Source organism: Prosthecobacter sp. (genome assembly GCF_044378005.1).
Classification (GTDB): domain Bacteria; phylum Verrucomicrobiota; class Verrucomicrobiia; order Verrucomicrobiales; family Verrucomicrobiaceae; genus Prosthecobacter.
Map to the genome: position 1 here is coordinate 1 of NZ_JBILYB010000102.1, position 22,642 is coordinate 22,642.

A 22,642-nucleotide genomic window follows, 5' to 3' on the forward strand; every position below is an offset into this window, starting at 1 on the left:
GATGACGTCTGCGGCGAAAGATCGCAGCTTACCAGCTCGACTTCGTGACGCCCGGGATAAGGCCAGCATTGGCCATCTCACGGAAAGTCAGACGGGACATCTGGAAGCGACGAATGTAAGCACGACGGCGACCGGTCACGCGGCAGCGGTTCGTCAGACGGGTGGGACTGGAGTCGCGCGGAAGCATGGAGAGGCCCACATAATCCTTATTCGCTTTCAGCTCTGTGCGGAGCTTAGCGTATTTTTCGACAGTTTTTTGTTTGCGCTTTTCGCGCTCGAGCCAGCAGGTTTTTGCCATAGGGGCGGCGAAAGTGGCGGTTCCTCGAACATTTGCAACGCAAATTTTCACTGGCGGACAGCTTGTTCTGCATTAATGACGCGCCGCTATGCTTACCGGAATGTTTATCGCTGCCTTTTTCCTCCTGCTCGGAGTCGTCGTCTTCACCTTCCTCCAGAAGGCCTAAGGACCTCAATCGTCGCCATCGGCGCGGGAAATCCCCTGATAAAGCTCCGGGAACCGGCGCTCCAATGACTTTGGCGTGATGTGGCCGATGAGTTGGGCCGTGCTCCACTCAGCCAGTCCCCAGTATTCGGTGGGCATTGCCATCAGCACGCTGCTGCAGGTGGGCATCTTTGCCACATGGGCACGAGCCAGGATGCGCTCGGCGAACTCGTGCATCCCTGGATTGTGCCCGAAAAGCACCACATGCTGCCAACTTTCATCGAGATCCCGGACAACTTCCAGAATCTGCCCGGCCTCCGCGAGATAGAGACGGGAATCCAGGACTAGGCTCTCTGTCGGCAAAGTCATGATTTCACGCATGATCTGGGCGGTGCTCAGGGCACGAAGGGCGGTGCTGCTGACCAAACGATCCGGCTTTAGAATCAAAGGCGGACTTTCGGCGCCTCCAAAGTAGGTTTTATGGAGAAATGCTCCCACCGCTGAAGCTGCCTTCCGGCCACGCTCATTGATCTGCCGGTCATGATCCGCGAGGCCAGGCTGATCCCAGCTCGATTTGGCGTGGCGGATGATGGTGAGATACTTCATCAGGAAAACGAGGCGCGCTTTGTGGCACTGTACGGGGTGGGTGTCAATGAGGGGACTCGCTGAGCAAAAATCCTGAAATCAAAGCCTTGTTTGCCGCTTTGCGCCTTGCCGGAACTTTCATCTCATTATAGATTTTACAATCGCTAATGATCCTTTGTCTCGAATCTTCTCTCCTCGGCGGCCATCTGTCCAATGAAGTGCCCGGTCTTGTGACCGGCCTGCTTCACCTCGCAGGGCTCGGCCAGCCAGTGCGCGTGGAGCTTGTGGGTAATTTCATGCGCGACATCGCCGGGTGCCGGGTGGACTTCCACAATCCGCTCCCGAACGCCGACCTCGATGACGTGGCCTGGATGTCACTTGCCCAAATCGGATTCACTGGAGTGATGACCGCCTCCAACCGTGTCATAAAACTTCCCCGCCGCAGCCGCTCCGCAGACAATGTCCTTCCTGACCCCACCGGGCTGAAGAACCTGCTCTTCTTCGAGTGGTTCAACGAGCAGTCCCAGCGCATCCTCATTCAGTCCTGGCACCTCCAGCTACGAGTCAGCGCCCCTCGTTGGCAACTCAGTGCCGAGGAAGACGCCATGCAGTTGCGTCAGGCACGTGCCCGGAGAAAGCATTTCCTCCTCGCCTCAAGCGACCCGGATCACAACGCGCCATCCGCTCTGCATGCTCCTGGAATGGCTGACCCCTTCGAGCCCACCGAAGTCACCGGCAATCCTTTGGCCGATCTCGATGAGCCAAAGTCCCGCGCCACAACAACCGATGTAGGTGGCAAGCTCTCCCAAGATCCCACCAAGCGCTCCATCGCTCTTGCACAGGAACTCCGCCGCTTTGAGCGCCTGCTCACACAGACCAACGAGGTGCGGAATCGCCCCGCCGTCGTCCAGCTTCTCTCCACGGTGGCTGATCTCTCCGCGCATCTCGTTCACGTCCTGAAGCAGTTCTCCGTGCAGGAGAAGTCCGCGTGGCAATACATCGTCGTCGATCTCGAGCAGTCGCTCCCGCTCTTCAGCGCTGCGCTGAATGCCACCGACCGCCTCGTCCAGCAGTCCACCGCTGGCACGGATAAACAATGGCTCGGTCAGGTGCAGGCCAGCCTGCTGAACATTGAACTGCGGATGCGTGAGCTGCTCGTGCAGCTTCGCTGAGTCAGAGTCCCGCCAGCGTCTTGCGTCCGCGCTCTTTGGTTTCGGCGTCGTCTTTTTCCGTGTTGGGCATGGCGAGTCCTTTTTCGAGGAGTTGCCGTGCCTCCTCCGTTTTCCCCATCTGGGCATAGGTTCTCCCCAGTTCGATGTGATGGATGAGACGATCAGGACGCAGGGAGATAGCCTTCTTGAAATACTCCACCGCCTTGTCGTTCGAGGCTTCTGGGATGTCTCCATAAACCAGGCGCGCGATGGCCAGCAAAAAGCTGTTGGCTCCCGCGATGCCCTGATGCCAGCGGCCCAGGATGTGCCAGGCATAGTCGTTTCTGGAGTCCAGTTTCGCGGCCTTCTCTGCCGCCTCCTTGATGGGGCGGGATGCGGCTACTTTCTCTTTGTTTCCCTGAAGTTGCGCCATACGCCCGAGTGAGATGGCGATGCCCAGCTGTGCCTCGCAGCTTTTGGGATCGATCTTGACCGCCCTTTGAGAGTAAAACAGGGCCGTTTTAGCGGAGGCCAGCTTCTCCGCCGCCGTGGATAGGCTGGTCATGCGGAACACATACTGACGGGCGATCTTCACCAGCAGCTCAGCATTCCCCGGCTGCTGCTTTTCTGCGGGCAGGTAATACTTCAGCGCCTCATTCGCCTCATACTTCACGTCATGCACATCCCCCTGGCGGATCAGCGTGACTGCATCCTGAGCTCGCAATGAAGCGCTCAGTGCCAGAAACAAAACGAGCAGCGTTTTCATCAGAGAAAAAATCAGATCGGTTTCACAAAACGATAGTGCGACACGACCCACTCTTCGCCGCCGTTGTAGCCCCACAGCTCCGCACAGGACATGTAAAAGATGCGCCAGTAGGCCCACCACTTCACCGCTTGGTCTTCGCCATAGGTCTCGCGGAAGAGCGGCATGATCTCCGCCTTGTTCTCATCCATCTTCGTCAGCCAGGCTTCCGAGGTGCGGCTGTAATGCATCCCGCTCACGCACCAGTGATCCTCGATCCGCAGATGATCCTGGAAGTAGATCAGCAGATCATCGCTCGGCATCTGGCCGCCGGTGAAAAAGTACTTCGCCATCCAATCGTTCTCGCCCTGAACCTCGAAGTGATACGCCGTATCCCGATGCGTGAAGATATGCACAAAGAGCTTCCCGCCCGGCTTCAGCCAGGTGGAGATGCGCCGCAGCAGCTCCTGGTAGTTCTTCATGTGCTCAAACATCTCCACCGACACGCAGCGGTCGAAGATGCCATCGCCCACGCCTTCAAAGTGGATCATGTTCGCCGTGACGATCGTCAGGTTCTTCAGCCCGCGCTTCGCTGCTTCCGCGTCGATGTGCTCCTTCTGTGTGCGTGAGTTCGAGACACTCGTGATCTGCGCGTTCGGGTAATGCTCGGCCATCCAGAGCGAGAGCGAGCCCCAGCCGCAGCCCAGCTCCAAAATGCGCTGACCATCCGCGAGTTCCGCACGCTCGCAGGTCATCCGCAGCATGATCGCTTCCGATTCATCAAAGCTCGTTGTCGTCTCCGGCCAGAAGCCGCTGCTGTACTTCAGATGCTTGCCCAGACAGAGCTGGTAAAAGCGTGTCGGCACCTCGTAGTGCTGCTCATTCGCCTCCACCGTGGCGATGGCCACCGGGCTCGCCTTCAAGCCCGCGATGTGCCGCATCAGCGCCGCCTTCTGCGACTCGATGTCCGGCTGCCGATGCTTCTTCAGCGTGGCCGCGAGTCGTTGGCGGATGCCAAAGCGGATCACCGCATCGGGCAGGAGGTCTTTGGCGAGGAGGTCGTTGACGTTCAGCATGAGGATCAGCGGATATGCGGCTGTCCCCGGTGGTTGGATTCATCAGAGTGTGAAAATACTACCGTGCACTTTGACAACGATAGCCTCATGGCGGCTCTCCGCCTTTACAGTCTCAGTTTGCCAGCCTGCGCTGCATCGGCATTTCCAGCCAGCGATGGCAGAACACGCCAGCGACCACGGTCAGCAGGGCGAGCAGGGTGAGTGTGCCATTACTCATGAGCTGCCGTTGCGCGAGCTGTTGCAGCCCGAGCAGAAGCAGCGGGCTGTGCATCAGGAAGATCGAATATGAAGCATCGCCGAGGGTGTGCAGCCAACGCGGGAGGGCCAGGCTTCGTCCACGTGCCTGCTCCCACAATGCTGAACCGACAATCAATGCCACAAATGTTGCGGCGAGATAAAGTCGCTTCATCAGGGGATTCGGTCGCAGACAGGCATCATAGATGAAGGGCAGAGCCACCAAGGCTGAGATCGCGATGGCAAGAAGGGGACGCTGCCAGACACGCAGATCCAAGGTTTTCAGCGCGAGCGCGGCGAGCACACCAGCCATGAGTTGCAGATGACTGAGCTGAAGCAGGAAAAAGGTCTGCCGGGGCTGCGCACTCGGATAGAGCGCTCCATGAACGATGATCGCAATCATCCAGAGCAGTGCGATGCCTAGCACTACCCGCCAGCGCGTGCTCATCGCGATGGCGAACATGGCGTAGAAGAACACTTCAAAGGGGATAGTCCATGCTGCCAGGATGAGTGGATAGCGCTCCATCGGCAGCATCAGATACGAGCCGAGGATCGTAGTAAGATCGAGCGACTCGCTGGACCAGCGCCCACTCGCGGCTGCGGGGCCAAGCATGAGCAGGAGCTTCAGTGTCGTGAGCACAAAGAGCAGCGGATACAGGCGAAGAAGACGCCGCTTGAAGAAAGCCAGTCCCGCGCCCGGCTCACCTACGCGCCCCCCATAAACCCACGTCACCAGGAACCCGCTGAGCACGAAGAAAAAGTCCACGCGAAACTCAAAGGCTGTAAAGAAGCCTCCGAGATAACTCATTCCGTAGCTGCGCTCTGCCATGGCGGTCAGGTGGTGCAGCACCACGGCCACCGATGCGATGGTGCGCAAGACATGCAGCAGCTCAAAGCGCATGCTCATGTGATGACCAGCGCTTCATTCCATTGCTTCGCCACGACTGTGGGGAAACTGCTTTTACAGGTTCCAGTCCCTAATGCACCTGGGTGTGAAAAGGAGAAGGAATGTGGGGGATTTGCTAACATCGATTGATTGGGAGTCTGGTTGCGAATTTCATCTTTCTAATCGTCACCTGGCCACTTGCGCTTGAAGCCATCAAGAGTGGCCCAAGACGTAGGCTAGCAGCAATGATTCCGATTGGCATAAAACATTTATTTCATCCTCGCATCCTTGACGGCTTTGCCCACAATGCCGCCATGCCCGCAGCCACCGACATCACCTTCGCGCCCATCGCGCAGCAGGTCGCGCGTCGAGTGATGTTTAGGCGTTGGCTGGGCTGGCTGGGACGCACGCTTTGGATCGCTGTCTGTGGTATCGCAGCGCTGGCGCTTGTCGCCATCATCAGCGGCAGTCAGGCCTTTTCCATCCTCGCGTGGATCGCGCTCGCTGCGTGGCTGATCGCGCCGCTGGCCTACATCCTTTGGCAAAGGCCCGGCAGCTACAGCGTGCTCGCGCTTTGGGATCAGGCCGCCGGTCGTCGTGAAGCCTTCGCTTCCGCCTGGTGGCTCGAGCAGCAGCAGGCACTCACGGAGGCTCAGAAGGCCCACATCGACGCCCAGCGCGCGATTTTGCCCGAGGCACAAACCACACTCGCCCGCGATCTCCCCCTCCAGCCACATCGCTGGCTCTGGCTGCCGCCTGTGCTGGCGCTCGCCGGGCTCTTCATCAGCGCCGCCGTGCATCCCGCGCCCGAGGTGCTCACGCTGGATGAAAAGATGGAGCAGGTGGCCAAAAAAGAAGGTGAGAAGCTCGCCCAGACGGATTGGCAAAAGAAGAAGCTCGAAGGACTCGACGCCGAAGAGCAGGCCGCGCTGGAGAAGCTGAAGCAAAGCCTCAAGCAAACCGCCGAAGACCTCGAAAAAGCCGGTGGCAAAGATACCCGCGATGTCATGTCCGACCTCGAACGCCGCGCCCGTGAGGCCGAGAAGCTCGCCGACCGTCTCGCTGCCGACAAAGACACCTGGGCCTCCGACAAACTCATCCAGTCCCTCCGCGAGCACGCCGACACCGCCGACCTCGGCGATGCCGTGGCCGCGAAGAACGCCAGCCAGACCGCCAAGTCCGCCGACGCCCTCGCCCAGCAGCTCCAGTCCCCTCAGCTCACCAACGATGCCCGCGAGCGCTTGAACGAGACTTTGAAGGACAGCGAAAAGAGCGCCGAGAAGGAGGACAAGACCCGCACCGTCGGTCAGCACGTCCTCAGCGCCGCCGAGCAGATGCAAAAGACCCAGCCCGCCCAAGCTGGGGCCGAATTCCAAAAGCTCGCCGAGAAGATGCGTGATCAGGCCCGCCGCGAGCAGGCGCAGAAGGAACTCGAAAAACTCGCCCAGCAGCTCCGCGATGCCGGCAGCAACATCACCGGCCAGAACGAAGCTGGCGGGATGAAGGAAATGGCCGCCGCCGGTCAGCAAAGCCCGCAGTCCCAGCAGCAGCAAAAGGCAGGTGAGACCCCGAAGGTCGGCCAGTCCCAACCTCAGCAGCCGGGCCAGCAAGGACAGCCGCAGATGCAGCCCCCCGGTCTCGGTCAGCAGAGCCAGCAGCAAATGATGCAGCAAAACCCTGTGCCCGGCACCGGCCAGCCGCAGCAAATGATGATGTCCCAGCAGCCGCCCGGACAGCAGGGACAGCCGCCGAAAGACGGCCAGCCCATGCTCTTCGCCCCCATCCCTGGGCAAAAGCCCGGCGAGAAGCCAGATGCCTTCATGCTCGGCCCGCCCGGACAAAACCCCGGTGAAGGCCCGCCCATGGCCATCGCCATGCCCGGCGGCAAAGACCCCGGCGTGGGCAAAGCCGACCTCAACGCCGAAGCCACGGACGCGCAGAAAGCCGGGAACCAAAACGTCGTCGCCGCCCAGCAGAACAACGACGGAGCCTCCAGCGTCCGCAGCATCGAAGGCGGCGCGCGCAAAGAAGACGCCAGCCGCAGCGCCAGCCAGATCGCCACCGAGACCCTCGCCGCCGAAGAAGAAGCCCTCGATGAGGCTGCTCTTCCTCCCTCACGGAGGGAACAGGTGCGCCGTTACTTCACCGAGCTTCGGAAGCGTTTCGAGAAGCCGTGAATCATCGCTGCACCCGCATTGATCCCTTCACCCATGGTGTGTGTGATCAAATGCATGGTGAGCCCTATTTGCCTGACATCCTGCATCGCAGAATGCCCCGCCTGCGTCACAACGGACGAAGCTTTTCTAGCACTGTAATCTGAGCTTGAGTTAAGCCTGCGTGGCAGGGTCAGTGGACTCAGCCTGTGGTTCGGTGGACTCCGAGTCCTCCGCTGCCTGCGGGTTCGCTTTGGCGGCCTCTTTGCGGAGCTTTTTGGCTTGCTTGGCGGCCTTCTTGGCGTTCTCGCGTTTCCGTTTCTCGAAGTTGTAGTTGATGGGTGGGGGCATATGTGGACCCGTCATTAGCACCGATTGTCGGCCCACGCCCCAGGAATCGTGTCTTATCTTGCCCAGGGCTGAGCTTTGCCGGTGCAGGCTGAACTACGAAGGGGAAGCAGTCCTGCCTTGCTTTCCCACGGGGCTTGTCTTCTCTTGGGGCTCACTTTTACACAACTCATGGGCGCACAATGGAAACAGAAATGGCGGGAACTCGCCGCGGATCAGAAGGGCAAACTCGTCGGCAAGCTGACGCGTGAAATCCAGGTGGCAGCGCGCCTGGGCGGCCCTGACCCTGATCTGAATGCCCGCCTCTATGCCGCCCTGGTGGCAGCACGGAAGCAAAGTGTGACTCGTGATTCCATCGAACGCGCCATCGCCAAGGGCAGCGGGGTGGGCGGTGATCCGGTGAACTACCAGACGGTGATGTTTGAGGGCTTTGCCCCGCACCGGGTGCCGGTGATGGTGGAGTGCCTGACGGACAATAACAACCGCACGTCCTCGGAAGTGCGGATGCTTTTCAAGAACGGCAGCATGGGCACGCCGGGCTCAGTGGCGTGGATGTTTGAGCACTGCGGTCTGATCGAGGGCCAGCACAAAGACAAGACCCTGGACATCGAAGTGTCTGCGCTGGAGGCCGAGGCGGACAATGTGGAGCCGCTGGAGCTGGATGAAGAAGATGCCGCCGGGCACATCGGCGCGCGATTCTTTTGTCAGACGACAAGCCTGGATGTGGTGACGAAGGCGCTGAAGGCCGCCGGGTGGAATGTAACGACCTCGGAGATGCACTACCAGCCGAAGGACTACCCAGAACTCAGCGAGGAACAGCGCGAGGAGGTGACGAACTTCCTGCAAAACCTGGATGGCAACGCGGATGTCCACCGCGTGTATGCGGCGATGAAGTGAGCGGGTTTACTCCTTCGTCAGCAGCTTCGGCACGAGCATCTGGATGAAGGCCTCGGCGTCCTTCAGGGCGGTGAGTTCTGCGTAGGGGTCATCAATGCCCGTGGTGCTGTCCTGAAGCGGGACGAAGAAGGTGAGCAGGGTCCAGCGGTGGTTGAGGTTCTTGAAAAAGGCGTCGCCGTAGGTCTTGCGCACATGCTCGTGATAACCGGCACAGGTGGTGCCGTCGGAACCGAGATACCAGAAGAGGTTCAGGGCGCGGATACGCGAGCGGCGCCCCTCCTTGTCCTGGATGTCCTGATACATATTCATCAGAGTCACGGTGATCTCCTGCTCCGCCAGAGGCAGAGTGACGAGTGACTGGCTGCTGACCTTCCAACCCTGCGCGGGAAGGCAGGAGTCGGGAGAGTGGAGGGATCGTTTCTCAGCACCGCTAAGCACCATCGTGGCCAGGATGGCGCGGTCGGACTTCGTGTAAAAGCGTCGCTCGATGCGCACTCCCTCAGGAAGGATATCTTTTTCCCGTGAGGTCATGGGATGGTCCGTGCTGACAAAGGGTCCAAGGAGGCTGGGCATTTCTAGAGAAATGCCAGGCGGGCCAACCTGATAGCTGCCATCCGTCAGCGTGCAGACGCCGAGTCCTCCACCTAGAATGAGCACCGCGATGCCGACATGCAGCCATGAACGGGTGGCCGGTGCTGCCATCTGCGGGACTGCCTTTGAAGCAGCAGGGCGAGCGCGGCTCTCCATCTTCCTTTCCAGCAGGGTACAAAGGGCAAACATGCCTGCGAGGGCGACACCGAAGACGGCAAAGCCCGCCATGCTGTGGTAGAAGCTCATCTCCTGATGCTCGCCGATCTTCCGCCCGATGGCGAACTCGGTGCCGAACCAGAGTGACCCAAGCGCCAGCAGGACCATGCGGACGAGATTTCCCAGCATGGCCAGCGGGATGGCACTGGCAAAGAGGATGCCGCGCGCGGGCCAGGTCTTCAGCGAAAGCCAGCCGTAGAGGGCACTGAGCATGAGGAGGGAAAACAGCGAACGGATGCCGCTGCAAGGCTCCTCGACATCGAGCTGGAAGAGATCGCCCTGGGCAAGTCCGCGCACCTGATCAGCGGCTGAATGAAGGCCAGTGCCCTCCGTGGACACGGGCACGCCGATGAGATTGAGCACGATGCCAGAGGCCTGGGCTGTCATCATTCGCAGAGGCAGGGCGAGCACGGACTCCAGCGGGATCATGGGCCAGGTGAATACGAGGAAGGCCCAGGGGAAGAGGAGCCGCTTCAACCACTCGACGCCACCCAGGAGAAGAATGAGTCCGAGGGTGATGAACTGCCCGGCGATGTATCCAGGATAGGCGGTGTCCGCCTTGTAGCCGAACCAATAGAAGATCATACCCAGAGCAAGCACGGGGGCACCCAACCAGGAACCATTCACCGGCAGGCCGGCAAGGCTCTCTTTCATCCGCCACACCAGCCACACGACGATAGGCGGGGCGAAGAGGCAGAACCACCATTCACTGTCCTGATCTGCCTTTCTCAAAATGCCGCCGATGATGCTACTGCGAACATGGAAGTCCCAGTGTTGATAAGGAAAGAGGCCGAGCAAAATCACCAGCATCACGCCACTCAGACCGAGCATCACCAAACGCAGGCTTCTTTCTTGATCGGCAGTCGGGGGAGAGGGGGTGGGCTCGGGGCGAGTCATCGGACGGAGAGTAAAGGCCCCCTTCGTGCCAGACAAGTGCCATCCTCTGGTGGATTTCCAGCCAAGATGGTATCCAGTCACGATTCGAACTTTGTATGAGCGACACCCCAGACCTCTTCAACCATGAACCCGAAATGCCCGAAACTCCTCATGAGAGAGGCAAGATCACGTCTCGGTTGCTTTTTGAGACCAAATCGCCAAGCACAGCAGCTCCCGAGCCGCAGAAAAACCTGCGCCAGCCTCGGGTAAGCTGGTCTTCGTTTATCATCGCACAAACATTCATCCTGCTGTTGATCGCCATCTGCACGGCCTGGTTTTATCAAAAGGAGGTGAAGCCTGCGCTAGCGGCGGCGATGGAGAAAGCAGCAGCTCCTGCAACTGCATCTGCGCCCCCGGTGACTTCGGATCAGAATGTCTCGGCACTCCAGTCGAATCTGGATCGCGCTCAGGAGCAAATCACCCGGCTCCAGCGTCAGATCGATGCGCAGAGCGAGGATCGCGCCGGCACCCAGGCCCGACTCCAGGAAATGGCGGACCGCATGGCACTGGTCATCAAGCAGTCATCCTTCGTCCCCACGGCAGACGCCCAGAATCTCGGCAGTGGAGATGCCGCCCAGGTCGCCGCCATGCTGCCCTCGGTCTCGCCCGCCACCAGCGAGCTCATTTTGCTCAAGGAACGCAACCGACTCACCGACTACGCGGACAAAGCCATCGCCACCGGAGCTCGCGAATCTCTCCAAGCCATCGTGGAGGCGATGTTTGACCCTGCGCTGAAGCATCTCCGCCATGCCTCCGAGGCAGAGTTCCGCCGCGTGCAGGCCTACTTTGAGATCAGCTCCAGCATCGACCCCGCCTACAAGCTGCCTTTGCAGGAGCTCTTCAAAGACACTCCCGTCCGCGCCGAGGCCGACCTAACGCCCGCCCAGCTCACTACACTCCTGCAGGATGCCAAGCAGCCCTGGGAAGTGCGTCTTCGCTGCGCTTACCTCCTGCGCGCCAGCACGGATGCCGGGACCAATGCAGCCCTTCTCAAGGTCATCAAAGACGATCCCTCGCTCGATGTGGTGAAGCAGGCTCAGACCACTTTTGAAAAGCGGGTCGGGCAGCGCTTCCGGCTCTTTGACATTCCCTCCATTGAGGCTTGGTGGGGCACCCAAAAAACGAAGTAAAGCACGGTTCACTTCCCCTTCCCCGGCCAACTTGCCGCTTGACCATCCCGCCCGCCACGCCACACGCATCCGCCCCTACATGCCCGATCATCCAGTCATCACCATCGACGGCCCCGCCGCCTCCGGCAAAAGCAGCGTCGCACGCCTCGTCGCCCAACGTCGCGGAGCCATCTATGTGAACACCGGTAATATGTACCGCGCCATGACTTGGGCCGTGCTCGACCGCCAGATCGACCCCGCCGATGCCGAGGCCGTGCGGCAAGCCTCCGCCGCCATCGAGATCCAGTCCCCCGTCGTCGCCGGACAGACCCAGGTGGAGGTCAATGGCCGCCAGCTGACCGATGCCGACCTCAACAGCGATCCGGTGAACCGCGCCGTCTCCCATGTCGCCCGCGTGTCCGAAGTGCGGGATCGCCTCGTCGCCGAGCAACGCGCTCTCGCGGCGATAGGCCCGCTCGTCATGGAAGGGCGGGACATCGGCAGCGTCGTTTTCCCGGACAGTCCGCTGAAGTTTTACATCGACGCCAGCGAGGAAGTCCGCTCCGCCCGCCGCCGTGCTCAGGGGCACACCGATCAGGTCGCCGAGCGTGACCGGTTGGACAGCACCCGGAAAACCTCCCCGCTCATCATTCCCGAAGGTGCCGTGGTCATCGACAATAGTCACCTGACCCTGGAGCAGGCAGTCGAGCAAGTCCTGGCCAAGCTGCCCACACCCTGACTTCAAGCGATGAACCTTTCCTACCAGCTCGGTCACACCGTCTTTCGCGCTATCGTGCGCGGCTTCTACGACTTCCGAGTCATCGGTTCCGAGAACCTTCACTTCGATGGCCCGGCCATCATTGCGGCCAACCACGTCAGCTTCCTTGATCCACCTTTCGTCGGGCAGGCCTTCGATGAACCGCTCTACTTCTTTGCCCGCAAGAGCCTTTTTGATCATCCCATCGCGGGCAAGCTGCTGAGGAGCTGGCAGGCCATCCCGGTGGACCGTGACAAGCCGGACACTTCCAGCCTGAAGGCCACCATCCGCCTGCTGAAATCAGGAAAAAAGATCCTCATGTTCCCCGAGGGCACCCGCAGCCCTGACGGCCAGCTTCAGAAGGCTGAAGCCGGTGTCGGACTCTTCTTGGCCAAAACCAACGCGCCTGTCCTGCCGGTGCGCATCTTCGGTACCTACGAGGCCTATCCGCGCGGGGCCAAGTTCCTCCGGCCTTCCAGCATCACGTTGGTCGTTGGTCAAAAATACCAGCCCGACCTTTCCAGCGCCGCCGCTCATGGTCGCGATCTTTATCAGACTCTGGCGGATGAAGTCATGCACCGAATTGCCGGGCTGACGCTGTGATCGAGAAGAGGCCAAGGAAAGGGTTGCCAAGCAGCCCTTCGAGCACCATCGAAAGGAGCTTGTGAAATTTTTCACAAATTCGGGTTGCTGCTCGTAGAGCACTCCTGATAATGCCGCGCCCCCCTCTCCTGATGGCACCTCTCTTCGCCAACATTGACCTCGCTTTTCTGATCACGGCCCTCGTTAAAATCGTTGGGTTCACCTTCATGGTGATCCTGCCGCTGGTCACGGTCTGCGTTTACTTCGAGCGTCGCTTCTCAGCGATCATCCAGGATCGCGTCGGCCCGAACCGTGTCGGCATCCCTCTGACCCTTCTCGGATTCAAAAGCGATCTCCAGATCCTCGGCATCGGCGGGCTCTTTCAGGCGGCGGCGGACGGGGTGAAGTTCATCCTGAAGGAAGACTTCACGCCCAAGTTCGTGAACACCTTTTATTATTGGCTGGCACCATGCCTGACCGTGGTGCCCGCTTTGCTGACTTGCGCCGTCTTGCCTTTCGGTTCCGAGCTCGCCATCGCCGATCTGAACGGCCTCATCACTGCTCTCGGACTCCCTGCCCTGCCCTCCATCCCAGTGCAGGCCGTGATCGCTGATCTCAATGTCGGCCCGCTCTACACCTTCGCCATCGCCTCACTCGGCGTTTACGGCATCGTCCTCGCCGGCTGGGCCTCGAATTCCAAATACCCCTTCCTCGGCAGTGTCCGCTCCTCGGCGCAGATGATCAGCTATGAGCTGTCTCTCGGCCTCTCGATCATCCCGGTCTTCATGGTCTTCGGCGAACTGAACCTCGGCAAGATCGCTTCCTTCCAGGATGCGCACGGCTGGCTGATCCTTCCCCTTTGGGGCGATGGTCTCACTCTGGGCCGCTGGGTGCTTTGGATTCCGATGATGATCTCCTTCATCATCTTCACCGTGGCGATGTTTGCCGAGACGAACCGCCTTCCCTTCGACCTTGCCGAGTGCGAAACCGAACTCGTCGGTGGCTACCACACCGAATACAGCTCCATGAAGTTCGCCCTCTTCTTCATGGGTGAATACGCCGCCATGATCATCGGCTCTGGCCTCGCGGTGACGCTCTTCCTCGGTGGCTGGAGCATTCCTTTCTCCCCCTGGCTGCACCTGAACTTCGTCCCTGGTGACACCCCGCTCTGGCTCGGCCTCCTCCACGTCGCCACCTTCCTGACGAAGGTCATCGGCTTCATCCTTTTCTTCATCCTCATCCGCTGGTCGCTGCCCCGTTTCCGCTTCGACCAACTGATGAAATTCGGCTGGTTGTTCATGTTCGAAGTCGCGCTGGCGAACGTCCTGCTCACCGCCGTCCTCATGATCTGGGTTCCATTGAAATAAATCTCCCCCCGAATGGCTACCATCATTGTTCAGCGTCCGAAGCTCGCCTGGCACGAGAAGATGTTCATCTCCACCCTTTTTAAAGGGCTGAAGATCACCCTCGGGCATGCTCTCCGCACCTTCCTCCAGATCGCTGGCAAAAAGCCGAAGGTCACCATGGAGTATCCTGAGGAGAAGTGGGACAGCCAGCTCCCGGATTACTACCGTGGTGCACCCGCCCTCGTCACCGACGAACAGGACCGCGAGCGCTGCGTTAGTTGCCAGCTCTGCGAGTTCATCTGCCCGCCAAAGGCCATCAAAATCATCCCTGGCGAGATCCCCAGCGACGACCCCTGGGCCAAAGTCGAGAAGCGCCCCAAAGTCTTCGAGATCGACATGATCCGCTGCATCTACTGCGGCATGTGCGAGGAAGTCTGCCCCGAGCAGGCCATCTATCTCCGCAAAGATTACGCCATCACCGGACTCAGCCGGCAGGAAATGGTCCACGACAAAGCACGCCTCTATGAGATCGGCGGCAAGCGCGTGGGTCTCGTGAACAAGTGGAACGAACTCAAGTAGCCTCGATGCCTCCCCTTCTTTTCTACCTCTTCGCCCTCATCACCCTCGGCTTTGGCCTGAATGTGGTGCTAGCGCGTAATCCAGTGACGAGCGCCCTATCTCTCGCCGTCAGCTTCGTCGGACTCGCCGCACTCTTCATCAGCCTGGAGGCCTACTTCATCGGCACGCTGCAAGTGCTGGTCTATGCAGGCGCGGTGATGGTGCTTTTCCTCTTCATCATCATGCTCATGGACATCAAGGCCGAGTCCGTGGCAACCCGGACGAACTACGCCGCCATCGCAGCAGGTGTCGTCATCGCCGCCATTCTGGCCGTGCAGATCGCCACCGTCTCCAGCCAGCTTTCCATCAGCGCGCTGTCATCAGAGCAGGCTGCTCTTTCTCTGGAAAAAACCGGCGCTCAGTGGGAAGCACGCGGCAAGGAAAACATCCCCACCATCTCCCGCGACCTCAAGGCAGGCACTCTGCCGGATGCGAAGCTGATGGGGGAGACGCTCTTCTCCAAATACGCCTTCCATCTGCAAGTCGTCGGCCTGCTGCTCCTCGTGGGCACCGTCGGTGTCGTGGCACTTAGCAAACGTGACAGCAAGGAGGCCGCGCAGCCATGATCACCCTGAATCATTACCTCGTTGTCAGCGGTATCCTCTTCGCCCTCGGGCTCGCGGGAGTCATCGCCCGTCGAAACATCCTCATCATCTACATGTGCCTGGAGATGATGCTCAGCGCCGGGAACCTCGCCCTCGTCGGCTTCTCCCGCTTCCGTGTCACCGACGGCCTGCCTGACTACACCGCGCAGGCCCTCGTCTTCTTCACCATCACCGTCGCCGCCGCCGAGGTGGCCGTCGGCCTCGCCATCATCGTCGCCCTCTTCCGCACGAAACAAAGCGTCGAAGTTGAGGCGGTAACGAAGCTGCAAGGGTAGCTTCCTGCTTGCCCCACCCCTCAATGACGAATTCCTAAATCCGAATGACGAAAGAAACCCCAATTACGAATGCCCAAATCAGAAGCCTAGGTGCTTTTGAAGCCCTTCGTCATTCGACCTTCGTCATTCTTTCGTCATTCGAGCTTCGTCATTCGTCATTCCCAGCCTCGCCCGCCGCCTAAGTTCTCTTTTCCCCGCTCATGCCCGATCCGGAATCCACCTCATCCAGCCTGCCGACGCTGCTGCTACTCCTGCCGCTGCTTTCCGCGCTGGTGATCCTGCTTGCCCATCGCATGCTCAAAGGTGCCTGCGTGATGATCTCCATCCTCTCGGCGGCCATCTGTTTCCTCATCAGCCTCATGCTGCTCGGCACCAAGGATGCCGCCCCGATGCTCCTGCCCTTCATCGAAGTCGGCAAGTTCCGCGTCGCCATTGATGCCCTGATCGACCAGCAGAGCCGTGGCATGATGTTCATCGTCACCTCGATCGGCCTCTTCGTGCATCTCTTCTCCGTCGGCTACATGAAGGACGACGAAGCCAAGGAGCGCTTCTTCGGCGCGCTGTCCCTCTTCATGTTCTCCATGACCGGCATTGTCCTCTCGGGGAACCTCGTGATGATGTTCATCTTCTGGGAACTCGTCGGCCTCAGTTCCTACCTGCTCATCGGTCACTGGTTTGAGAAACCCAGCGCTGCTGAAGCCTCGAAGAAAGCCTTCCTCACCAATCGCATCGGCGACTTCGGCTTCATGATCGGCATCCTCATGCTCTTCATGGCCAATCATGGCGACGTCAGCTTCACCGGCCTGCACGACAGCTTCGCGCAGGGCACCATGCATGACACCGCGAAGCTGCACCCCACCTTCATGATGATCGCCGCGCTCGGCATCTTCATGGGAGCCATGGGCAAAAGCGCGCAGTTCCCCCTCCACGTCTGGCTTCCTGATGCCATGGAAGGCCCCACGCCCGTCTCCGCCCTCATCCACGCCGCCACTATGGTCGCCGCCGGCGTGTTCATGCTCGTCCGCTGCGCTTTCGTGATCGAGGCCTCACCCGACGCCGCCACCACCATCGCCTGGATCGGTGGCATCACCGCCCTCATGGCCGCGCTGATCGCCACGCAGCAAAACGACATCAAGCGCGTGCTCGCCTACTCCACACTTTCCCAGCTCGGCTACATGATCATGGCGGTCGGACTCGTCGCCATGCAGGCCACCGGCCATCACGATGCCGCCGCTCCCGGCCATCCCGCGATGTTCCACCTCTACACGCATGCTTTCTTCAAAGCCATGCTCTTCCTCGGCTCCGGTGCCGTCATCTATGCCTGCCATCACGAGCAGGACATCTGGAAGATGGGCGGCCTGGCCAAACACATGCCCGTCACCTTTGTCACCTTCGCCATCGGCACGGCTTCACTCATGGGCGTGCCTTACATCACCAGCGGCTTTTGGAGCAAAGAAGCCATCCTCGGTGTCGCGTTCGAGGTCCCCGGCGGTTCCCCACTCTTCTGGATCGGTGTCGCCACGGCCCTGCTGACCGCCTTCTACATGACGCGCATGTTCGTCATCGCCTTCCTCGGCAAACCACGCACCGAGCACGCTCATCACGCCACCGAGGCCCCGATCGTGATGCTTCTGCCACTCGTCTTCCTCGCCGTCCTTACCGTCATCTCTCCATGGGATTGGGCCGCCAACATGCTGGAAGCTCTCAAGCCCCACCACGCCGAGACCCACAGCACCGTTCTCATCGCTTCCATCCTGGCTCTTCTCATCGGTTCCGGCGCAGGTTTCGTCCTCTATCGCGGCAAAGACAGCGACCCGCTCGCCTCCAAATCCCTCGCCAAGGTCTTCGCCAACAAGTTCTACTTCGATGAAATCTACGCCGTGCTCGTGAGAGTGCTTCAAGACGGCGTCGCTTGGGTCGTCACCGGTCTGGAGCGCATCTTTGTCGATGGCATCTTCGCCCGGTTGCCCGCCTTTGCTGCCAAGCGCCTCGGTTCCGCCGCTCGTGTGCTCACTGGTGGCCATCTCCAGGGCTACACCTTCCTCCTCGGCGCAGGTCTGCTGCTCGTCATCTACCTCGCCGTCTTCGTCCTGCCCCAGATGGGTCATTGATCTCCTCCCGGAATGAGTCCCCTCGAAATCGTCATCCTCCTGCCCCTGCTCTCCGCCCTCGCGGTCTGGCTCGGTGCCCCTGCTCGTGCCACCTCCGTCGGCACCGCTGTCCTGAATCTGCTGATTGTCCTCGGCCTCGTCTGGCAGTTCAAATCCGCCTCCGCTGGCAAGGCAGGCTTTGCCTATGAAAGCGCCCGCGTCGTGCTGGATAACCCCGCCATCGCCTTCGCCGTCGGTGCGGATGGTGTCTCGCTCATCCTCGCCCTTCTCACCGCACTCGTCACCTTTGCGGCCGTCTGGCAGATCAGCCCGGAGAAGCCCGGCATCTACCACATCGCCTCGCAATTGATCGCGGGTGGAGCCTTCGGAGCCTTCCTTTGCACCGACGTCTTCTTCCTCTACGCCTTCCACGAACTCGCGCTCATCCCCACCCTCCTCATGATCGCCAACTACGGTCATGGCGATGACGAGCATCGCAAAGCCGTCGCTTGGAAAACCACCGTCTATCTCGGCGCAGGCAGCCTCGTCCTGCTCGCCGGACTCGCCTGGGTCGTGCTCGAGTTCAGCGGCGGTGAAAAGCTCACCTTCGATCTCCACGCCCTCCGCGCCCAGGCCGCCGCCAGCCCGCTGCCTGCCGCGCAGCAGGCCACCATGGCCTTCGTGCTTCTGCTCGGCTTCGGCACACTCGTTTCCCTCTTCCCGCTGCATTCCTGGGCCGCTCCCGCCTATGCTTCCGCGCCGACTCCAGTCGCCATGCTGCACAGCGGCGTGCTGAAAAAGTTTGGCCTCTATGGTCTCCTCCGCATCGCTTTGCCTCTCCTGCCGCAGGGCTTCCAGGCCGAATGGGTGCAGCAGGCTCTGCTCTACATGCTCTTGGGGAACATCCTCATCATGGGCTTCGTCACCATCCATCAGAAGCGCCTTGATGATGTCCTCGCCAACTCTTCCGTGATGCACATGGGCTACATCTTCCTCGGCCTCGCCGCTGGGACCGAGATCGCGCTTCGTGGTGCCGTGCTCTTGATGTTCGCCCACGGCGTCAGCATCGCTCTTCTCTTCGCCCTCGCCGGACGCCTCCGCAGCCAGCTCGGCACGCTTGAGCTGAGCAAACTCGGCGGCCTCGGCTCCCATGCCCCGGTCTTCACCGTCCTCTTCGCCTTCGGCACCTTCGCCTCCATCGGCCTTCCCGGTCTCGCGAACTTCGCCGGTGAGGTCATGGTCTTCATCGGTTGCTTCACCGAATGGGGTGTCACCAACTTCGGCCCGCTTCAATGGACCGTCGCCATCGCTCTCTGGGGCGTCGTGATGTCCGCTGTTTACATGCTGCGCGCCTACCGCAGCATCTTCCACGGCACCGCCGCCGCCGGTCACTTCATGAAGGACCCCGCCTTCAGCCAGCGCGTTCCTTTGATCCTCCTCGCCACTGTCCTGCTCATCGCTGGTTGCTGCCCCTGGCTGCTTCTTGGCCTCATGAAAACCGACCTCGCCACCGTGGCCGAGGCTGCTTCCACCGCCGTCCAGGGTGCCGCCAAGGCCGCCGCCGGAACCGCCCACTGATTCCTTATGTCCGTCTTCACCATCGAAGCCTTCCTCGCCATCCTGGGCCTCGTGCTCCTGATGCTTGAGGCCTTCGCGCCCGACATCTCCCGCCGCACCATCGCCGCCATCAGCATCGCTGGTGCCGCGCTCGCGCTCATCCTCTTCCTCACCGTCGTCAGCAGCGACACCGCCAGCCTCCCCGGCTTCCTCCGCCCCTGGATGGCGCTCGACTCCCTGGCCATGTTTTACAAAGGCCTCGCCTTGGTAATCACCCTCATCGTGCTCTGGCTTACCCACGAGTGCTCCCCCTACATCAGCAAATACACCGTCGATGGCCGCGTGACTGAGCTCTTCAGCATCCCGCTCATCGTCTGCTCCGGCATGATGTGGATGGCTGCCGCTCAGGACCTCGTCACCGTCTTCGTCGCGCTCGAACTCGTCACCGTCTCCTTCTACGTCCTCGTCGCCTTTGCCCGGAAAAGCAGCCTCGCCCTCGAAGCCGGGGTCAAGTACCTCATCCTCGGCGCTCTCAGCACCGGCGTCCTCATCTTCGGCATCGCCTGGACCTACGGAGCCACCGGCAGCCTCAGCTACGAAGGCATCTCCCACGCCCTCACCAGCGCAGGCACCGCCAAAGGCCCCGCCCTTCTCGGAGCCGCTTTCCTCCTCGCCGGACTTTGCTTCAAAGTCGCCGCTGCCCCTTTCCAAAGCTGGGTGCCCGACGTGTATCAGGGCGCACCCATCCCCGTCACCACCTTCCTCTCCGTCGGTTCCAAGGCCGCCGGTTTCGTCGTCCTCACCCGCGTCGTCGATGCCTTCCTCGTCGAGGGCTCCATCATCGGTTCCGAGGTCAAAGCTCTCCTCCTCATCCTCGGTGCCCTCACCGTGCTCCTCGGCAGCCTGCCCGCCATGTTCCAGCAGAGCGTGAAGCGCCTCCTCGGTTACTCCAGCATCAGCCATGCTGGTTACCTCGTGCTCGCCCTCGCCTGTCACGACAGCATCCGCAGTGAAATGTCCTCCGGCGGCATCGTCGCCTTCTACCTCGGCACCTACCTGCCCATGACCGTCCTCGCCTTCCTCGTCCTCGCCGTCCTCCGCGTAAATGGCGGCGGCGAAGACATCCGCGACTTCCGCGGCCTCGGCAAACGCTCCCCGCTGCTCGCGCTCGCCATGACGATCTCCCTCGCCTCCCTCGCCGGCCTTCCGCTCACCGCTGGCTTCATGGGCAAACTCTTCGTCTTCATCAGCCTCGCCGACCAAGCCTACTGGGGTGCCCTCGTCTGCGCCGCCATCGGTGCCGCCGCCGGTTTCTACTACTACTTCCGCGCCATCGTCGCCATCCACAGCAGCGACAGCGGCCTCGCCTCCCAGCCCCTCACCGTCAACACCGCCTCCAAAGTCGGAGCCATCGTCCTCTCCCTCGCGATCATCGTCCTCGGCGCCTATCCGAAGCCGCTTCAGAAGATCCTGGTCAAAGACGCGCCGGTGGCCGTGAAGGCACATTGATTCTGATGCAGGAAGCCGGTTAAGTTTGAAGAGCCGTGAATATGGCTCTCTAAAGCTTGGTGTTAAGCGCCCTCGTTTCGTGCAATTCTTTCACGAACGAGTCAAACCGCTCCATGACTCGCCCAGGCCCTGAATCGCCTCCTGATCCCGCTTCCCCACAGCCTTGGAACTTCCATCATGTGGCTGTATCATTGATCGTCGGCGTGCCCTTTCAGCTTATTTTGCTACCATGCCTTTGCTCGACTGGAGACTGGCGGCTACAAATTGCCCTATATTTCGACCTGATGGTTCTGCTGCGAATGGTGGTGGCCTATTTTTGTCACAGCACGGGCAATGCATGGATGGTGTACGTTGCACTTTGCTACACCTCAGGATTTTGGCTTTACTGGCTAACATCCATGATCCTTCGTTTCAGCGGGAGGGCTGACTGTTCCTGAGCTTCACACTGTGCTTGCCAAACTCCCCTTCCCATTCACGACCGCGAACTTGCCTTCGCCCGGGTCAACATGGTGAAATGAGAAAATGAACGAACCCGAACGATCAAAGAAGGGATGGCGGCGGCTCCAGTGGGGCGTCATTGTCTTCCTGGCACTTGTCGGGGCATTGATGTGGCAGCCTCTCTGCAATGAGGTCTTGAACACCACTTATCAGCAAAGACAAGCCCGCAAAGGCCAGTCCATCCTCTTCGCCCTTCGAGTCTTTGCGAATGACAACAGCAGTCGCTATCCCGACAGCTTCGGCGCTTACCATGGATCGGCGAACAAAGCTTTTCGCGGCCTGCTATCCCAGGGTGTCGTCGAGGATGAACGAATCTTTGGCGGAGAGATCAGCCCCTTCTATGGCGATAGAGATCACGGACAAGCACCAAACTTTGAGAAAGCGGTCGGCCCGGGAGAGAACCACTGGATGATGCTCGGTGCTCTCAGTTCTCATAGTCATCCCACTCAACCATTGATCTTCGAAAACGCTCTCAAAGCAACGTGGCCTCCAAAATGGGTGGTCGGCTCAGAACGTCGCCCAATTCGAGGACGCACCTGGCATCGTGGGGTCATATTGGTCGGGTTGAATGATGGCAGCCTCGTGCCAGTGAAAACCACGCGATCAGGAGATGAACTCAGCCTGCCCGAGTCTATGACCCGAAATCCTGCCAGTCAATTCTGGGACAAGATCGAAGTGCTGGATGTGGAATCAAGATTGTCAGAGACACTGACTGCCAATTCACCATGAAGCGATTACTGAACGCCATCCTGAAAGGTCTCGTTATCGCCGTTCTCTTGACGATAGTGGTAGCGGTTGTTTTCAGCGGCTGGCTGATCTGGCAGATGTCCACGAAGGGCTTCTCATTTCCCGGGCCCGGACATCTCGACTACTCCGCCCATCTTGCCGGAGATTACTGGGTGTTCCGAACATCGGCGTTTCAGAATATGATCACCCCACACGGCTACAGCGAAGGCACCCCGATCATTCCTACCGTGGTCACCGCTTGTGCCACCGATGGCCGCTATATCCTCGCCAAGCGCCAGGACACCCGGAAGACGTTCCTCGAAGATCCCAACATCACCTTTGATGAGCTGGATCCCGAGAGCGCCGACTACTGGATTCTCGACACCCAAAAAACCGAGGTCTTTGGCCCGCTCTCCGAAGGAGAGTTCACCGCCAAGCGTCGTCAACTTGGCATTCCAGACTCTATCAAACTCATCCCACCACACGACTTTGCCGAGCTACATGGTCCCCCAGCCGCTTCAGAAAACGTCAAAGGCACGCCTGATCCATTCCTGCCGATGCCGAAGTGATTGATTCACGTTCACCTCCGGGCGTGTCCGAAAGTTTGTGTTTCGGGTCTTTGGTTATGTTTTGGTCTGGGGTTGTTTTTTTGATTGAGCGCATGCGCTCAATCAAAAAAATCGCGACCCGAACTGGATCGCAAATTGGTTGGC

22 protein-coding genes are annotated in these 22,642 nt (G+C 60.1%); 15 read left to right on the plus strand and 7 right to left on the minus strand.

Translation table 11 applies throughout. The features are described 5' to 3' along the window. Nucleotides 1–28: 28 nt before the first annotated feature. Both rpsN and AC6FTP_RS17840 read right to left on the minus strand, forming a co-directional pair. Nucleotides 29–298 carry a 30S ribosomal protein S14 gene (rpsN, locus tag AC6FTP_RS17835; RefSeq protein WP_497201669.1) on the minus strand — a complete coding sequence of 90 codons (270 nt, stop codon included), beginning with the start codon at nucleotides 296–298 and terminating at the stop codon, nucleotides 29–31. Between the two features lie 171 nt (nucleotides 299–469). Continuing rightward, the gene (locus tag AC6FTP_RS17840) at nucleotides 470–1,048 is read right to left on the minus strand and encodes a SixA phosphatase family protein (RefSeq protein ID WP_497208266.1); all 579 of its coding nucleotides are present in this window, start codon (nucleotides 1,046–1,048) and stop codon (nucleotides 470–472) included. A 146-nt stretch (nucleotides 1,049–1,194) separates the two neighbouring features. Here AC6FTP_RS17840 and AC6FTP_RS17845 point away from each other — a divergent pair, with 146 nt between their 5' ends. Then, a complete protein-coding gene (locus AC6FTP_RS17845) occupies nucleotides 1,195–2,199 on the plus strand; it encodes a hypothetical protein (RefSeq protein ID WP_497208267.1) in 1,005 nt (334 codons plus the stop codon). Between the two features lies 1 nt (nucleotide 2,200). Here the strand turns inward: AC6FTP_RS17845 and AC6FTP_RS17850 are convergent, their stop codons facing one another. The 3 genes from AC6FTP_RS17850 to AC6FTP_RS17860 all read right to left on the minus strand — a co-directional run bounded on the left by AC6FTP_RS17850 (nucleotide 2,201) and on the right by AC6FTP_RS17860 (nucleotide 5,137). Next, the gene (locus tag AC6FTP_RS17850; RefSeq protein ID WP_497208268.1) at nucleotides 2,201–2,944 is read right to left on the minus strand and encodes a tetratricopeptide repeat protein; all 744 of its coding nucleotides are present in this window, start codon (nucleotides 2,942–2,944) and stop codon (nucleotides 2,201–2,203) included. Between the two features lie 11 nt (nucleotides 2,945–2,955). Continuing rightward, nucleotides 2,956–3,996, minus strand: coding sequence for an SAM-dependent methyltransferase (locus AC6FTP_RS17855; protein WP_497208269.1), 1,041 nt, complete (start codon nucleotides 3,994–3,996; stop codon nucleotides 2,956–2,958). Nucleotides 3,997–4,108: 112 nt separating this feature from the next. Further along, complete coding sequence (locus AC6FTP_RS17860) at nucleotides 4,109–5,137, minus strand: acyltransferase family protein (protein WP_497208270.1); 1,029 nt, start codon at nucleotides 5,135–5,137, stop codon at nucleotides 4,109–4,111. A gap of 293 nt (nucleotides 5,138–5,430) precedes the next feature. Between AC6FTP_RS17860 and AC6FTP_RS17865 the strand changes: the two genes are divergently transcribed. Continuing rightward, on the plus strand, nucleotides 5,431–7,293 hold the full coding sequence (locus tag AC6FTP_RS17865) for a hypothetical protein (protein WP_497208271.1): 1,863 nt from the start codon (nucleotides 5,431–5,433) through the stop codon (nucleotides 7,291–7,293). Nucleotides 7,294–7,443: 150 nt separating this feature from the next. Here AC6FTP_RS17865 and AC6FTP_RS17870 read toward each other — a convergent pair whose 3' ends face one another. Then, the gene (locus tag AC6FTP_RS17870) at nucleotides 7,444–7,620 is read right to left on the minus strand and encodes a hypothetical protein (RefSeq protein WP_497208272.1); all 177 of its coding nucleotides are present in this window, start codon (nucleotides 7,618–7,620) and stop codon (nucleotides 7,444–7,446) included. A 168-nt stretch (nucleotides 7,621–7,788) separates the two neighbouring features. On the opposite strand from AC6FTP_RS17870, the gene AC6FTP_RS17875 reads away from it, so the two are divergent. Continuing rightward, entirely contained in the window at nucleotides 7,789–8,514 is a 726-nt protein-coding gene (locus tag AC6FTP_RS17875; protein ID WP_497208273.1) for a YebC/PmpR family DNA-binding transcriptional regulator, read from the plus strand. Between the two features lie 6 nt (nucleotides 8,515–8,520). On the opposite strand, the gene AC6FTP_RS17880 is transcribed toward AC6FTP_RS17875, so the two are convergent. Next, complete coding sequence (locus tag AC6FTP_RS17880; RefSeq protein ID WP_497208274.1) at nucleotides 8,521–10,218, minus strand: exosortase/archaeosortase family protein; 1,698 nt, start codon at nucleotides 10,216–10,218, stop codon at nucleotides 8,521–8,523. A 134-nt stretch (nucleotides 10,219–10,352) separates the two neighbouring features. Here AC6FTP_RS17880 and AC6FTP_RS17885 point away from each other — a divergent pair, with 134 nt between their 5' ends. From AC6FTP_RS17885 to AC6FTP_RS17940, 12 genes are all read left to right on the plus strand, one after another. After that, the gene (locus AC6FTP_RS17885; protein ID WP_497208275.1) at nucleotides 10,353–11,387 is read left to right on the plus strand and encodes a hypothetical protein; all 1,035 of its coding nucleotides are present in this window, start codon (nucleotides 10,353–10,355) and stop codon (nucleotides 11,385–11,387) included. A 79-nt stretch (nucleotides 11,388–11,466) separates the two neighbouring features. Continuing rightward, on the plus strand, nucleotides 11,467–12,105 hold the full coding sequence (gene cmk / locus AC6FTP_RS17890; protein ID WP_497208276.1) for a (d)CMP kinase: 639 nt from the start codon (nucleotides 11,467–11,469) through the stop codon (nucleotides 12,103–12,105). A gap of 9 nt (nucleotides 12,106–12,114) precedes the next feature. Next, a complete protein-coding gene (locus AC6FTP_RS17895; RefSeq protein ID WP_497208277.1) occupies nucleotides 12,115–12,726 on the plus strand; it encodes a lysophospholipid acyltransferase family protein in 612 nt (203 codons plus the stop codon). Between the two features lie 131 nt (nucleotides 12,727–12,857). Beyond that, a complete protein-coding gene (locus AC6FTP_RS17900) occupies nucleotides 12,858–14,072 on the plus strand; it encodes a complex I subunit 1/NuoH family protein (RefSeq protein ID WP_497208278.1) in 1,215 nt (404 codons plus the stop codon). Between the two features lie 12 nt (nucleotides 14,073–14,084). Further along, a complete protein-coding gene (locus AC6FTP_RS17905) occupies nucleotides 14,085–14,630 on the plus strand; it encodes a NuoI/complex I 23 kDa subunit family protein (RefSeq protein ID WP_497208279.1) in 546 nt (181 codons plus the stop codon). A 5-nt stretch (nucleotides 14,631–14,635) separates the two neighbouring features. Continuing rightward, nucleotides 14,636–15,235 (plus strand): NADH-quinone oxidoreductase subunit J family protein, encoded by a 600-nt coding sequence (locus AC6FTP_RS17910; protein ID WP_497208280.1) that lies wholly within the window; start codon nucleotides 14,636–14,638, stop codon nucleotides 15,233–15,235. Further along, on the plus strand, nucleotides 15,232–15,549 hold the full coding sequence (gene nuoK, locus AC6FTP_RS17915; RefSeq protein ID WP_497204002.1) for an NADH-quinone oxidoreductase subunit NuoK: 318 nt from the start codon (nucleotides 15,232–15,234) through the stop codon (nucleotides 15,547–15,549). Before AC6FTP_RS17910 ends, nuoK begins: the two co-directional genes overlap by 4 nt. 200 nt (nucleotides 15,550–15,749) lie before the next feature. After that, nucleotides 15,750–17,660, plus strand: coding sequence for an NADH-quinone oxidoreductase subunit L (gene nuoL, locus AC6FTP_RS17920; protein ID WP_497208281.1), 1,911 nt, complete (start codon nucleotides 15,750–15,752; stop codon nucleotides 17,658–17,660). A 12-nt stretch (nucleotides 17,661–17,672) separates the two neighbouring features. Then, a complete protein-coding gene (locus tag AC6FTP_RS17925; protein WP_497208282.1) occupies nucleotides 17,673–19,217 on the plus strand; it encodes a complex I subunit 4 family protein in 1,545 nt (514 codons plus the stop codon). 6 nt (nucleotides 19,218–19,223) lie between these two features. Further along, on the plus strand, nucleotides 19,224–20,705 hold the full coding sequence (locus AC6FTP_RS17930; protein ID WP_497208283.1) for an NADH-quinone oxidoreductase subunit N: 1,482 nt from the start codon (nucleotides 19,224–19,226) through the stop codon (nucleotides 20,703–20,705). A 522-nt stretch (nucleotides 20,706–21,227) separates the two neighbouring features. Further along, the gene (locus AC6FTP_RS17935) at nucleotides 21,228–21,932 is read left to right on the plus strand and encodes a hypothetical protein (RefSeq protein WP_497208284.1); all 705 of its coding nucleotides are present in this window, start codon (nucleotides 21,228–21,230) and stop codon (nucleotides 21,930–21,932) included. Beyond that, a complete protein-coding gene (locus tag AC6FTP_RS17940) occupies nucleotides 21,929–22,498 on the plus strand; it encodes a DUF3997 domain-containing protein (protein WP_497208285.1) in 570 nt (189 codons plus the stop codon). The genes AC6FTP_RS17935 and AC6FTP_RS17940 overlap by 4 nt, the downstream gene beginning before the upstream one ends. Nucleotides 22,499–22,642 lie beyond the last annotated feature (144 nt).